This is a genomic window from Streptomyces chilikensis (assembly GCF_001642695.1).
Classification (GTDB): Bacteria; Actinomycetota; Actinomycetes; order Streptomycetales; family Streptomycetaceae; genus Streptomyces; species Streptomyces chilikensis.
Map to the genome: position 1 here is coordinate 3,348,373 of NZ_LWCC02000005.1, position 13,013 is coordinate 3,361,385.

Here is a 13,013-nt window from a genome sequence, read left to right on the forward strand (position 1 = left end):
GTTCACGGACCGCGGTGGCGGACCCCGGTCGTCGGCCGGGTCGTGGAGCGGGGTCAGGCGGTTCCGGTTCCCCAGTCGTCCGTGCCGCCGCCGTTCGAACCGGCCCGGCTGCCGCGGACGGACTTCACCCGCTGCGACACCGAGTCCGGCATCCTGTCGCTCACGGTGTGGTAAGCCTTGCCCGCCACCTGCCGGCCCTGCTGGGCGGCGGTCTCCGCGGTGTTGCGCACCGCGGGGTTCTGAGTGACCTGTCGGGCCTTCGCGACGATCTGTTCGTACCGCTCCCGCCCGGCTTTCGCGCCGAACACGTAACCCAGGGCTACTCCGGACATGAACGTGAGCCGGTATCGCATGGTCGGCCACCCTTCCTTCGGCTTCGGCAACGGTCGCGGGGGGATACCGATTGGCGGAGCACCCCCCTGCTTGCGCTAATGTATGTCTCGCAGCGAGCGCGCGCCCTCTGGCGAATACCCAGGCGGATGCGTTCGATGCAGCGAGGCATTCCTCCGTAGCTCAATTGGCAGAGCAGCCGGCTGTTAACCGGCAGGTTACTGGTTCGAGTCCAGTCGGGGGAGCTTCGGTCCTCCGTAGCTCAATTGGCAGAGCAGCCGGCTGTTAACCGGCAGGTTACTGGTTCGAGTCCAGTCGGGGGAGCATGGTGAACGAGGGCCCCGTAGGGGTCCTTTTTCATGTCCTGCCGCCCCTCCGGCAGGCCCTCCCCCCTTGGTCATGGCCATGCAGGCGACCTACCTGAGGCAGGAGATCGTATGAGCGGCTATGCTGCGGCAGACGGCGCGCACATATGTGCGCGACGCGCCGTGACGGGGCGGTAGCTCAGCCGGTTAGAGCAGCGGACTCATAATCCGCCGGCCGTGGGTTCGAGTCCCACCCGCCCCACCACGGACCCACCGAAGCCCCCGGAACGCTCCGGGGGCTTTCCTGTGCGTCCGCCCACGTGGTCCGCCCGCCCGTGCGCCCGCCGTCCGGGCGCGGCGTGCCGGTCCGGTGGTCAGCCCCGGCCGTCGGGCTCGTCGTCGTCGGCCTCGCCCTCGGCCTGGGACGGCGTGGTGTGCGGAGGGTTCCGGTGCTCCTCCTGCGCGGGCTCGCCGGGCTCCGGCTCGCGTTCGCCCTCCGCCTGTGAGGTCATGGGGATCGACTGGTCGCTCATCGGGGTTCTCCTCGAGTGATCGGGGCATGTGGTGATGCGGCCCACCGCCTGTGGGTCTCTGCCGGCGGGTACCCGTGGGGGGAGCGGCTGACGCGTGGCGGAGGTCTCGCCGGAGGGGCGCGTGCGGCGGGCGCGGGGCGTGTGCCGGCCAGGCATACTGGACCGCGCACCGAAGCAGTCGAACAGGAGGCGGTGTGCAGAGCCCGGAGAGGACCGCGGCGGGGGCCGCGGCCCCGGTGGCCACGGAGGCGGCGCCGTACCTCGTGGTCCGTCCCCTGCCCGGCGGGCGCGGGGTGAGGATCGCCGGGGAGGTCGTCCTGACCACGCGTACCGTGTGGGCGGACGCACTGGCCGGAGCGGTCGGGGCGGACCGGTGCGCGTACGTGCTCGAGCTGTCCGAGGTCTCCTTCGTGGACGTGGCGGGAGCCGAGGCGCTCGCCGTCGCCGCGGGCCGGCTGGAGTCCGGCCGCCGGATGGTGCTGCACAACCCGCCGAGGACCCTCAGCCGGGTCCTGGAGATGTACTGGCCCGGTCTGCCGGGGATCGAGGTGCCGACGCCGTGAGTACCGTGACCGAACCCTTCGTGCATCCGGCCCTGTTCTACGCGGACACCGACGAGTACCTGGCCGGCTGCGTCTCCTTCGTCCGTGAGGGACTGGAGCGGGGCGAGCCGGTGGCCGTCGCCGTGCCGTCGTACAACCTGAGGCTGATCGAGGCGGGGCTGGGCGAGGACGCCCGGCGGGTGCGCCTCCTCGACATGCAGGAGGCCGGCCGCAACCCCGGCCGGATCATTCCCGGAGTGCTGCGGGCCTTCGCGGACGCCCACCCGGGCGCCGGAAGGGTCCGGCTGATCGGCGAGCCGATCTGGGCGGGCCGCTCGGAGACCGAGTACCCGGCGTGCGCCCAGCACGAGGCGCTCATCAACCACGCGTTCACCGGGCGCGAGGTCAGCATCCTCTGCCCGTACGACACGACCCGGCTCGACGAGCGGACCCTCGCGGACGCCTACGTCACCCACCCGGTGGTGATCGACGGCACGGGGCGGCGGAGCGACAGCCCGGTCTACGACCCGGACGGCCTGGTCGCCCGCTACAACCAGCCGCTGCCGGCCGCGCCCGGCGGGATCCGCCTGACCTACGACTACGACGCCGAGACCCTCCCGACCGCCCGGCACCGCAGCGTCGCCGAGGCCGCCCAGCTGGGGCTGGCCGGCGAGCGGCTGGACGACTTCGCCCTGATCGTGGCCGAGCTCACCACCAACAGCGTGGTCCACGGCGGGGGCAGCGGCACCGTGCTGCTGTGGACCGAGGACGGCCGGCTGGTCTGCGAGGTCCGCGACGCCGGACGGCTGACCGACCCGCTGGCCGGGCGGCGTCCGGCGCGCCGGGACCAGATCGGCGGGCGCGGCCTGCTCACCGTCAACCTGCTGGCGGACCTGGTGCGCGTGCACACCGGCGGGTACGGCACCGCCATCCGGGTGTATCTGGCGCTCTGACCGGCGGAGTCCGCCCGCGGCCGGCCCGCTCGGGCGGACCCGCTCAGCCGGCCGCCGGGTTGAGGACGAGCGGTTCGACCTTGCCGTCCAGCATGGCGCCGAGGCCCTGCACGGCGCAGACGTCGGGCCGCTCGGCGATGTGCACCGGCATGCCCGTCGCCTGGCGCAGCATCTGGTCGAAGCCCGGCAGCAGCGCCGTGCCGCCGACCATCATGATCCCGCGGTCGGCGAGGTCCGCCACCAGGTCGGGCGGGCAGTCGCGGAGCACCTTGCCGATGCCGTCCAGGACCGCCGTCAGCGGCGTCTGGATGGCGTTGCGCACCGCCGCGGTGTCCACCTGGACCGTGCGGGCGAGACCGGTGGCCACGTCACGGCCGTGGATCTCGGTGGTGGCCGGGCCGTGCGGGGTGAGCCCGTTGCCGGAGAGGGCGAGCTGGAGGGGCCGCACCGACTGGCTGGGCAGCATCAGCTCGTGCTGGTGGCGCAGGTGCTGGACGATCGCGTTGTCCACCGCCTCGCCGCCGACGCCGATCCGCTCCGCGGTCACGATCGACCCCAGCGACAGCACCGCCACCTGGGTGGCCGCCGCCCCGCACACCATGATCATGGTGGCCTCGGCGCGCTCCACCGGCAGCCCGCAGCCCACGGCGGCCGCGATCAGCGTGTCCACCAGTTCGACCCGGCGGGCGCCCAGTCCCACCAGGGTCTCCACGGTGGCGCGGCGGGCCAGCGGGTCCGCGTCGTGCGGGGTGCAGGCCGCCGCCCGCAGCCGCGGCTTGCGGCGCAGGACGCGCCGGGTCTTCTCGCCGATCAGGTGACGCAGCATGCGCTGGGCCATCTCGATGTCGACCACCGTGCCGCCGGAGACGGGACGGACCGTCTTGATGTAGGACGGGGTGCGGCCGGTCATCTGCTCGGCGAACTCGCCGACCGCCATCAGCGCGCCCGTCCGGGTGTTCACGGCGGCCACCGAGGGCTGGTCGACGATCAGTCCGGCCCCCTTGACGTAGACGCGGGTCCGTGCGGCACCGAGGTCCACGGCGAAGTGGCAGCGGCGCAACTGGTCGAGGTTGGCGGTCACTGGTGGAACCTCCCGGATGCGGTGGGCGACGCCGGCCGGCGTCCCTCTCCGCATCCTGCGAGCCGCCGCCGCACGGCGCCCGCTGGAGCCGCCCGGCCGTGTGCGGCCCGTACGGGTGGCCGGCACCGGCCTCTGGGCGTGTCGTGCCGCGCCGCGGGCTCCGCGGTGCCATCCGGGAGGCGGGTCCACGCCGGCGCGCGATCCCCCTCGGTCTCCCGCCCGCCTCCAGCCCGCTTCCGGTCCGTCGGCCGCGCGGGATCCGGGCGGACGGTTCCGTCCGCCACCACGGAGGAACGACGGCGGCGCCGCCTCCCCGGGAAGGGGGAGGCGGCGCCGCGGCGCGTTCCGCCTCCGGCGGCTCGCCGCAGGGGCGCCGGACCGGCCGGCCCGTGCGGGCGCGGGAAAGCGGATCACCCGGTCAAGGGAGTGGCTGAACAGGAGTCCAGCGCACGCTTCATCACCTTTCCCATGTCGTTGCGGGGCAGCGCGTCCAGGAGCCGCACCTCACGGGGCCGTTTGTGGGGCGCCAGGCGGTCCGCCACGTGGCCGGCCAGCTCCCCGGCGGTCGGCGGCGCCTGCGGGTCGGCCGGGACGACCCAGGCGACGATCCGCTCGCCCAGGTCCTCGTCGGGCGCCCCGGTGACGGCGGCCTCGGCCACCGCGGGATGCTCCAGCAGGGCGTTCTCGATCTCGCCCGCGCCGATCTTGTAGCCGCCGCTCTTGATCAGGTCGGTGGCCCGCCGCCCCACGATCCGCACCGATCCGTCGATCTCGCGCACCGCCATGTCGCCGGTGCGGAACCAGCCGTCGGAGGTGAAGGCGGCGGCGGTGGCGTCCGGGCGGTTCAGGTACTCGGTGAAGAGGTTCGGGCCGCGGACCTGGATCTCGCCGACGCTCTCGCCGTCCGGCACGGGGAGCGGGTCGCCGTCGTCGTCGACCAGCCGCAGCTCCACGCCGGGCAGCGGGACCCCCACCGTCCCGGCCGCCGCCGGGCGGTCCCCGGAGTCGGCGCGGACGCTGGTGTTCATCAGCGTCTCGGTCATCCCGTACCGCTCGATCACCCGGCGGCCGGTGGCGGCCAGGATCCGCTCGTGGTCGTGGACCGGCAGGGCGGCCGAACCGGACACCAGCAGCCGGGCGGCTGCCAGCCCCTTCGCCAGCTCCGGCTCCCGGGGCAGCGCCTCGGCGATGCGGTGGTACATCGTCGGCACGCCGAAGAACATGGTGGCGCCCGCGTTCAGCTCCCGGCCCACCCCGGCCGTGTCGAAGCGGCCCAGGTGCCGCAGGGCGCCGCCCCGCCGCAGCGGGCCGAGCACCCCGAGCACCAGGCCGTGCACGTGGAACAGCGGAAGGGCGTGCACCAGCAGGTCGTCGCCGGTCCACGCCCAGGCGTCGGCCAGCGCGTCCAGGGTGGCCGCGACCGCCCGGCGGGGGATCACCGCGCCCTTGGGCGGTCCGGTCGTGCCGGAGGTGTAGACGACCAGCGCCGGGTCGAGCGGTCCCGCGGTGTCCGGCGCCAGGGCGGTCCGGGTCCACGGGTCGACGTCCAGACGCTCCAGCCCCGCCGACGCCTCGGGGAGACGGGCGCGGGGAGCGGCCAGCACCGCGTCCGGGGCGCTGTCGGCGAGGATGTGCTCCAGCTCCCGCTCGCCCGACCGCGGATTGAGCGGCACCACGCACACGCCCGCCGCCAGCGCCCCCACCACGGCCACCGCGGTCTCCAGCTCGGGCGTCGCCCACACCGCGACCCGGCGGCCCGCGCCCCGGTCCGGCAGACCGCGCAGCAGGGCGGCCACCGTGCCGGCCGCGCCGGCGAGGTCCCCGTAGGTCAGGGAGCCGTCGCCGAAGGCCAGCGCGGGGCGGCCGGCCACGGCGGGGTCGTGGAGGAGGGGGAACAGCGGCGCGGACGACCGCGGCGCGGACGACCGCGGCGGGGAGGGCTGCGGCGAGGGGGACCGCGGCGAGGGGGACTGCGGCGGGGGGGACTGCGGGGACGGGGGCACGGGCGCTCCTTCGCTCGGACGGGACAGCGGCGCACGGAACCTACCCGGCGGCGGCCCCCGTCACCACGGTGCGCTGGAGCAGTCCCCAGGTGAACTCGGCGACGCACTTCCAGCGGGCGCCGTCCGCGTCCGGCACGGTCAGCGCCAGGCCCCGGCGGGTCGGGGCGCCGCCCTCCAGCGGCCGGGCCCCGGGGAAGGCGCGGGCGGCCTCGTCGACCGTGCAGGACCAGGGCGTGAGGTCGTCCAGGACGCGGGGCCCGGGGCCGGGGTCGCCCGGTGCGCGCACCAGCCACTCGTTCCACACCGCGCCCGTCGGGGCGACCAGGACCTCGAACCGCAGGTCCGGCCAGAGCGGCACCGGCCACAGCCGCGCCTCGCACTCCAGGCCGCCGATCACCCGCCGCCGCGTCAGCTCCGGCTCGCCCAGCACCGAACCGTAACGGGCGGCCGCGCCCCGGCCGCGCGGCGAGCGGACCATGGCCTGCCAGCGCCGGTTGGCCTCCCGCATGTCGGCGGCCGAGGCGCCCAGCCGCCGCCGGGCCTCCTCCACCGGTCCGGGGTTGAAGTCGGCCATGCGGCGCAGCAGCACGAGCTGGAAGTCCAGCCGGGTGAAGGGCGCGCCCGGGGCGGCGGAGCGGTTCGAGGGCGGCACCGCGTTCACCGGCCGGGGGAGTCGACGTCGTCCACCGGTGTGCCGCCCACGGCCGCGCCCAGCAGCCGCAGGCCCACCCTGCCCGGGCCGGCCGGTGTGGTGCCGTCGGAGAGGACGGCCAGTGCCAGGGTGTTCCCGCCCCGTGTGCGCAGCACCCCGTTCGGCAGCGGGAAGACGTGCTGCGGCCCCGTGTCGTTGACGTAGAGGCCCAGGTTCCAGCCGTTGAGGAAGATCTGCGCCCGGTAGGCCCGCTCCGGGTCGTCCTCCAGCACCAGCCCGACCGAGGCGTCCACCGGGGCGGGGACGTCCAGGGTGAAGGAGGTGCGGTACCAGGTGACGCCCTGCCGCGCCTCCTGCGGTGCTTCCGGCGGCGCGTCCGGCCGGTCCTCCCGCCGGTCGCCCTCCCCGGGGAGGGCGGCGGGCTCCCAGCCGTCGCCGTCCACCGGGCCGGGCAGGTGCCAGCCCTTCCGCTCGCCGTACAGCCCGCCGTTGTTGAGCGGCCCGCGCACCGGGTCCGCGCCGGTGGCGCCCTGGATCCGCCACTCCACCTCGGGCCGCGCCCCCGTGAAGGTCACCGAGGCCAGGCCGCGCGCCGCCCTGCGGGCGCCCGCCGAGCCGCTGCCGACGGCACGGGCCATCGGCCGCACCAGCACCGACAGCACGTGGGCGCCCGGGGTGCGCAGGTGCGCGGGCACCGCGAACTCCGCGGTGGCGGAGCCCGCCGTGTCCTCGCCCGGGCCCGCGGCCTCGTCCGGCCCCGCGGCCTCGCCCGGGCCGTCGCCGGCGCCGCCGGGGCGCCGGTGGACGCCCAGCGGCTCGCCGTCCAGCCAGGCCATCAGCAGGCCCTGCGGCCCCGCCCGGTAGGAGAGCCGTACCGAGACCGCGCCGCGGGCGTCGCCGAACCGCCCCCGGTACCAGAGGTCGCCGTAGTGGAAGCCGTAGTCGTCGGCGAAGAGCACCGGCTGCCCCTCGGGCACCGGCGTCGTCCCGGAGGAGGTCCTCCGGTCGGCGGGCCGCCAGCGGCCGTCGTCGAAACGGGGGTCGGCCTCCGGGTTCTCGGCCCGGCGGGTCCAGCCGGTCAGCGCGGGCAGTTCCACCGCCGGCGGCGGCTTCAACCGCTCCGTCGCCACCAGGGCGTTGGCCCTGGAGACGGTGGTCCGCACCCGGGCGCCGTTCCAGGTGGCCGAGCCGATCCCGCCGGGCGCCCACACCTCCAGACCGGTGAGCGCCCGCACGTCACCGGTGAGGTCGACGCTGTCCTCGTGCGGCGTCACCGTGCGCACCAGCGACGGGCCGTAGACCAGGAAGTTCCCCTCGCGGGTCTCCACCGGCCACAGCCGCGCCGCGTCCTCCTCGCAGGCGAAGACCAGCAGCAGCGGGCGGCGGCTGCCGCCGCCCTCGACCAGCACCCGGCTCAGGCCGCCCCTGCCCAGCGGCGCGGTCACCCGCAGCAGGCCCCGGTCGAGCGCCCAGGCCGGCTCCGGGTCCAGCCGGGTGGTCACCGGCCCCACCGGGCACTCCAGGACCACCTCGACCAGCTCGTCGCGGGTGCCGGTGAAGACGGCGACGTCCATGGAACCCACCGGAAGGAAGAGCATCGGCTGCGCCGTCGAATGCCGCAGCAGCCGCTCGCCGAGCCGCAGCCGCGCCATCATCAGCCGGGCGTCGCGCGGCTCCAGCGTGACCCGGACCGGCAGGTCGGAGCCCGCCACCCGCAAGGTGGTGGACACCCGGGCGTCCGAGTCGTTGCGCAGCACGTACGTGTGCGAGCCGGTGTCCGGGTTGGTGAGGTGGTACACCCGCACCCGGTCGTCGTCCGCCCGCACGTCGGCGGCCCGGTTCAGCTTCGCCAGGTCGGGGACGGTGCGCAGCATGTGCCCGATCTGCTGGGTCGCGGCCAGCTTGGGCGTGGGGTTGCGGGCCTCGTCGTGGCCGGCGGCGAGGTCGTAGGAGGTGATGGTCGAAGGGCCGCCCTGCCAGCCCCAGTTGGTGCCGCCGAACGCGGGGCGGGTGTTGTGGACGGTGAGGCCGTTGGCGATGTCGGTCAGACAGGTGCGGCGCACGTAGGCGGCGTCGAACTCGCCGCGGACCGCCTCGGACCCCCGCGCCCCGAAACGGCCGCCGCCCCACGGCACCGGCTGCCCGGCGGCGAACTCGGCGAGCACCCCGGCGGTGCGGGGACGCGCCCGCTCGGCGGTGGCCGCGCCGAAGTACAGGCCGCGGTCCGGCGGGGTGGCCGCCGGGTCCGGGACGGCCGGCTCGGAGGCGGCGTCCAGCTCCTTGTGGAACACCGGCACGTCGATCCCGTCACCCCGCACCTTGGCGTACAGGTGTTCCCGGTAGGCGGCGGAGGCGGCGCCGCTGACGTCGGTGAACTGGTAGAGCAGCACCGTGCCGCGGCCCTGGGTGTACTGGTGGCGGCGGGCGATCCGGTCCACGGCGGTGAGCCAGGCGTCGACGTGCTCCAGGTGGCCCGGGTCGTCGGCGCGGGGTCCGCCCCCGGTGCCGGCCAGCCAGCCCGGGAGACCGCCCGCGTCCAGGTCGGCGCCGAGGAACGGGCCGGGGCGCAGCACCACGTACAGGTGCTCCTCGGCGGCCGTGCGCAGCAGCAGGTCCAGGTCGCGCACGCCGGTGAAGTCGTAGCGGCCCGGCGCGGGGGAGTGGTGGTTCCACGCCACCGGCACGGTCACCGCGTTGTGGCCCGAGGCGCGGATCTTCTGGAGCGCGTCCCGCCACAGCGAGGGGCTGGGCAGCCGGAACGGGTGGAACTCCCCGGACCACAGCACCAGGCGCTGCCCGTCGACGATCAGCGAGTACCGGTCGTGGCGCACCGAGTGCGGCCGCCGGTCCGCGCGCGGCGGGGCGGGCGGGCGGCCGGTGGGGACGTTCCGCGACGCGGAGGCGGTCGGCGCGGCCGCCGTGCTGCTGCCCGCCAGCGCCAGCCCCAGAACGGCCGTGCCGGCCACGGCACCGAACGTACGCCTGGTGAACACCAACAGAACCTCCGCCGACTCCCGCGCCACATCGACGCGCGGGCCCCATTCTCCACAGGGGTCACGTCCGGGGTGGTCCGGTGGGCGTCCCGCGCGCCCGTTTGCTTCCGGTATGCCGCATTGCGGCAGGGGGTGCCGCGGGCGGGAGGCGTCCGTTTCGCGGGCGACCCGCGGAAAGCGGCCCTGCGCGGCGCCTCGCACCGGTAACTTCGGGCACCGCTCGGCCGTGGTGACCGATGGAGCCGCGGCGACCGATGAAGGGGCGGGTGGGTCCGGCGTGCTGGTGACCGGCAGGGTGCTGCGTTTCGACGAGGTGCGCGGGTACGGGTTCATCGCGCCCGACGAGGGCGGGGAGGACGTGTTCATGCACGCCAACGACCTGCTCGACGACAAGTACCTGTACACGGAGGGGTGCCAGGTCGAGTTCCTGCTGGAGATGGGGGAGAAGGGGCCGAAGGGGGCGGAGATCCGCCTGCTCGCCCCGGCACCGGCGCCGCGCGGCGCCGGCGCGGGACCGCGGACCCCGGCGGGGGAGTTCCGTACGGAACTCACGGAGGCGCTGATCGAGGCGGTGCCGACGCTGACGGCGGCGCAGCTCCGGCAGGTCCGCGGCTGCGTCCTCGAACTCGCCCGTGCCCGGGGCTGGTTGACCTGAGGGCGGCCCGGCGCTCCGGCCGCCGCGCGCCGGACCGGGGCGGGGCCGGGCGGCTCACGGCACCCGCCGGGGCGGCCGGGACCCCGCACCCGCCCCGCCGGCCCCGCCGGAGCACGCAGCGCGGCCGGCCGGTCACGCGGTGTCCGTGTCCCGCCGGGCGACCCGCAATGCCGCACACGATCTTCACCTCGGCCCCTCGCGAAGTCACCGGTCGGGCACTTACCCTTCCGTCCTCATGGACTATTGCGTGCGGTGCCGGCGGCACCTCAACCTGCAGTTCAACTGCCCCGGTTGCGGGACGCCGGCCTGGGAACTCCACCAGTACGCCGAAGCCGTCGACGCTTCCGCCGAGCCCGCCGGGCCGCTCCCCGGCGAGGCGCCCACCGGTGGGCGACCCGCCGGGGAGGCGGAGCACGTCACGGCGGCGGTGGAGGAGTCCGGCGCGGAGCCGACCGGCACCGGGGACACCAGGCGCGGAGGGGATGTCAGGAGCCCCGGAGGCCGCCGTGCCGGACTCCGCTCACCGCGGGAGCGGCAGCCGGCCGCGTCCCGGGCCTCCTCGCGCCGGGACCGTCGCCGGGGTCCGGGGCGCACGGTCCTGATCGCCGTGTGCCTGCTCAGCGGCCTCGGACTCGGTGTGGCCGCCGTCGGCGGCCAGGACGCCTCCACGCCGGCGGCCGCGGCGGCCGGCCAGGAGCAGCCGTCGGCGGAGGTCGAGCGCGTCCCGCTGCCGGAGGGGCGGTCCGAGGGCGCCGCGCCCGGGGAGGACACGTCGTCGGCCTCCCCCACCTCGTCCTCGTCCGCGTCCCCGTCCGCGTCGGCGTCGGCGTCGGAGAGCCCGTCGCCGTCCCCGTCCTCCACGGACGGGTCCCCGGCCACCGAGGGCCCGGCGGAGCCGCCGAGCAGCTCCGCCCCCGACCCGGCCCCGCCGCGGCCGACCCCCACCGCCACCTCCGCCTCGCCCCGGCCGACCCCCACCCCGTCGCCGACCTGCGAGCGGGTGCTGTGGTGGTGCTCCTAGACGAGGACCGCGGCGGCGGCCGGGCGGGGCCCGTCAGACCTTGACGACCGCCTTGCCGATGTTGTCGCCGCGCAGCAGCATGCCGAGGAAGGCGTCCACGCCGTTCTCGATGCCCTCGGTCACCGTCTCGCGGTACTTGAGGTCGCCGGAGCGGATCCAGGCGGAGGCCTCCTCGGTGAACGCCGGGCGCAGGTCCTCGTGGTCGCCGACCAGGAAGCCCTCGATCCGGCCGCGCGTCTGGATCAGCCGGGCCAGGTTGCGCGGGCCCGGCACCGGCTCGGTCGCGTTGTAGACGGCGATCATGCCGCAGACCGCGATCCGGCCGCCCAGGTTGAGCGAGCCGATCGCCGCCTCCAGGTGGTCGGCGCCCACGTTGTCGAAGTAGACGTCGACGCCGTCCGGCGCGGCCTCGCGGAGCTGCCGGCCCACCGGGCCGTCCTTGTAGTTGAAGGCCGCGTCGAAGCCGTACTCCTCGGTGAGCAGGCGGACCTTCTCCGCGGAACCGGCCGAGCCGATCACCCGCGAGGCCCCCTTGAGCTTCGCCATCTGCCCCACCTGGGAGCCGACCGCGCCGGCCGCGCCGGAGACGAAGACGGAGTCCCCCTCCTTGAAGGACGCCACCCTGAACAGGCCCGCGTAGGCGGTCAGGCCGGGCATGCCCAGCACGCCCAGGTAGGCGGAGAGCGGCACCGCGTCCGGGTCCACCTTGAAGGCGTGGCGGGCGTCCAGCGAGGCGTAGTCGCGCCAGCCGAGCATGTGCACGACGTAGTCGCCGACCTGGAGGTCCGGGGAGTTCGAGGCGACGACCTCGCCGACCGCGTGGCCCTGCATCGGCTTGTCCAGCTCGAACGGGGCGACGTAGGACTCGGCGTCCGACATCCGGCCCCTCATGTAGGGGTCGACCGAGAAGTAGTGGTTGCGGACGAGGACGCGGCCGTCCTTCAGCTCGGGGAGTTCGCTCTCCACCAGGGCGAAGTCGTCGGGCTTCGGTTCGCCGACCGGACGGCTCCTCAGATGCCAGGCTCGGCTCTGTGCGGGAAGTTCACGTGTATGGGACATGGGTTCCATGGTGCCCGCTCGGCCACCGGGACGCACCGCTAGAGTTCCGTCATGCGTGATCTCGGGGTCGGATTCGGTTACTTGTTCAAGGGCCAGCGCTGGGTGGCCCGGCACGGCAGGCAGTACGGCTTCGGCCTCATACCCGGGCTGATCACCCTGGTGCTCTACATAGGCATGCTCGCCGCGCTCTTCGTCTGGGGGTCCGCGTTCGTCACCTGGGCGACGCCGTTCGCCGACGACTGGTCGGACACCTGGGCCAGCCTGGTGCGCGGCGCGCTCACCGTGCTGCTCTACGCGGCCTCGCTGCTGGCGGCGGTGCTCACCTTCACCGCGATGACCCTGCTGATAGGGCAGCCCTTCTACGAGGCCCTCTCCGAGCGGGTCGACCGGGACGTCTCGCCCGACGGCACGGCGGCCGTGTCGGACCTGCCGCTGCTGCGCGAGCTGTGGATCTCCGGGCGGGACAGCCTGCGGGTGGTGGTCCGGGCGGCGATGTGGGGCCTGCTGCTGTTCGCCCTCGGGTTCATCCCGGTGGTGGGCCAGACGGTGGTGCCGGTGATCGGGTTCTTCGTCACCGGGTTCTTCCTCACCGAGGAGCTGACGGCGGTCGCCCTGCAGCGGCGGGGCGTCGAGCTGCGCAAGCGGCTGGAACTGCTGCGGTCGCGGAAGATGCTGGTGTGGGGGTTCGGGACGCCGCTGGCGGTGACGTTCCTGGTGCCGTTCGTGGCGGTCCTGCTGATGCCGGGGGTCGTCGCGGGGGCGACGCTGATGGCCCGCGACCTCCTCGGCGAGGAGACGCGGGACGGCGCGGCCGCGGAGCTCGCCGGCGCGTGACCTCCCCGCCGCCGCGGCCCGGCCCGCGCGGGGACGAGCGGGCCGGGCCGCG

At 75.4% G+C, this 13,013-nt stretch carries 12 protein-coding genes and 3 tRNA genes; 8 read left to right on the forward strand and 7 right to left on the reverse strand.

Annotated features, from left to right (window positions below; all coding sequences use genetic code 11):
* Window positions 1-53: 53 nt before the first annotated feature.
* The gene (locus A2U95_RS14875) at window positions 54-353 is read right to left on the reverse strand and encodes a YtxH domain-containing protein (RefSeq protein ID WP_166022732.1); all 300 of its coding nucleotides are present in this window, start codon (window positions 351-353) and stop codon (window positions 54-56) included.
* 149 nt (window positions 354-502) lie between these two features.
* Between A2U95_RS14875 and A2U95_RS14880 the strand changes: the two genes are divergently transcribed.
* From A2U95_RS14880 to A2U95_RS14890, 3 genes are all read left to right on the forward strand, one after another.
* A tRNA-Asn gene (locus A2U95_RS14880) sits at window positions 503-575 on the forward strand.
* 6 nt (window positions 576-581) lie between these two features.
* Window positions 582-654, forward strand: a tRNA-Asn gene (locus tag A2U95_RS14885).
* A 169-nt stretch (window positions 655-823) separates the two neighbouring features.
* A tRNA-Ile gene (locus A2U95_RS14890) sits at window positions 824-900 on the forward strand.
* Window positions 901-1,009: 109 nt separating this feature from the next.
* Here the strand turns inward: A2U95_RS14890 and A2U95_RS14895 are convergent.
* Window positions 1,010-1,168: a hypothetical protein gene (locus tag A2U95_RS14895; protein WP_166022734.1), complete on the reverse strand. Its 159-nt coding sequence runs from the start codon at window positions 1,166-1,168 to the stop codon at window positions 1,010-1,012.
* Between the two features lie 194 nt (window positions 1,169-1,362).
* Between A2U95_RS14895 and A2U95_RS14900 the strand changes: the two genes are divergently transcribed.
* On the forward strand, window positions 1,363-1,731 hold the full coding sequence (locus A2U95_RS14900) for an STAS domain-containing protein (protein WP_166022736.1): 369 nt from the start codon (window positions 1,363-1,365) through the stop codon (window positions 1,729-1,731).
* Window positions 1,728-2,663 carry an anti-sigma factor RsbA family regulatory protein gene (locus A2U95_RS14905; protein WP_166022738.1) on the forward strand — a complete coding sequence of 312 codons (936 nt, stop codon included), beginning with the start codon at window positions 1,728-1,730 and terminating at the stop codon, window positions 2,661-2,663. The genes A2U95_RS14900 and A2U95_RS14905 overlap by 4 nt, the downstream gene beginning before the upstream one ends.
* Before the next feature lie 43 nt (window positions 2,664-2,706).
* Here A2U95_RS14905 and A2U95_RS14910 read toward each other — a convergent pair whose 3' ends face one another.
* From A2U95_RS14910 to A2U95_RS14925, 4 genes are all read right to left on the reverse strand, one after another.
* Window positions 2,707-3,744 carry a rod shape-determining protein gene (locus tag A2U95_RS14910; protein WP_166022740.1) on the reverse strand — a complete coding sequence of 346 codons (1,038 nt, stop codon included), beginning with the start codon at window positions 3,742-3,744 and terminating at the stop codon, window positions 2,707-2,709.
* A 410-nt stretch (window positions 3,745-4,154) separates the two neighbouring features.
* A complete protein-coding gene (locus A2U95_RS14915; protein WP_166025230.1) occupies window positions 4,155-5,642 on the reverse strand; it encodes an acyl-CoA synthetase in 1,488 nt (495 codons plus the stop codon).
* Window positions 5,643-5,787: 145 nt separating this feature from the next.
* Window positions 5,788-6,399, reverse strand: coding sequence for a hypothetical protein (locus A2U95_RS14920; RefSeq protein ID WP_166022742.1), 612 nt, complete (start codon window positions 6,397-6,399; stop codon window positions 5,788-5,790).
* 5 nt (window positions 6,400-6,404) lie between these two features.
* Window positions 6,405-9,395, reverse strand: a complete 2,991-nt coding sequence (locus A2U95_RS14925) for a beta-galactosidase (RefSeq protein ID WP_166022744.1) — start codon at window positions 9,393-9,395, stop codon at window positions 6,405-6,407.
* 274 nt (window positions 9,396-9,669) lie between these two features.
* On the opposite strand from A2U95_RS14925, the gene A2U95_RS14930 reads away from it, so the two are divergent.
* Together A2U95_RS14930 and A2U95_RS14935 are read left to right on the forward strand one after the other, a co-directional pair.
* Window positions 9,670-10,047: a cold shock domain-containing protein gene (locus tag A2U95_RS14930; protein ID WP_166025232.1), complete on the forward strand. Its 378-nt coding sequence runs from the start codon at window positions 9,670-9,672 to the stop codon at window positions 10,045-10,047.
* A 235-nt stretch (window positions 10,048-10,282) separates the two neighbouring features.
* Complete coding sequence (locus A2U95_RS14935; RefSeq protein ID WP_166022746.1) at window positions 10,283-11,068, forward strand: SCO2400 family protein; 786 nt, start codon at window positions 10,283-10,285, stop codon at window positions 11,066-11,068.
* A 33-nt stretch (window positions 11,069-11,101) separates the two neighbouring features.
* Here the strand turns inward: A2U95_RS14935 and A2U95_RS14940 are convergent, their stop codons facing one another.
* Window positions 11,102-12,127, reverse strand: a complete 1,026-nt coding sequence (locus tag A2U95_RS14940; protein WP_166022748.1) for an NADP-dependent oxidoreductase — start codon at window positions 12,125-12,127, stop codon at window positions 11,102-11,104.
* A gap of 51 nt (window positions 12,128-12,178) precedes the next feature.
* Here A2U95_RS14940 and A2U95_RS14945 point away from each other — a divergent pair, with 51 nt between their 5' ends.
* A complete protein-coding gene (locus A2U95_RS14945; protein ID WP_166022750.1) occupies window positions 12,179-12,961 on the forward strand; it encodes an EI24 domain-containing protein in 783 nt (260 codons plus the stop codon).
* Window positions 12,962-13,013: the final 52 nt, after the last annotated feature.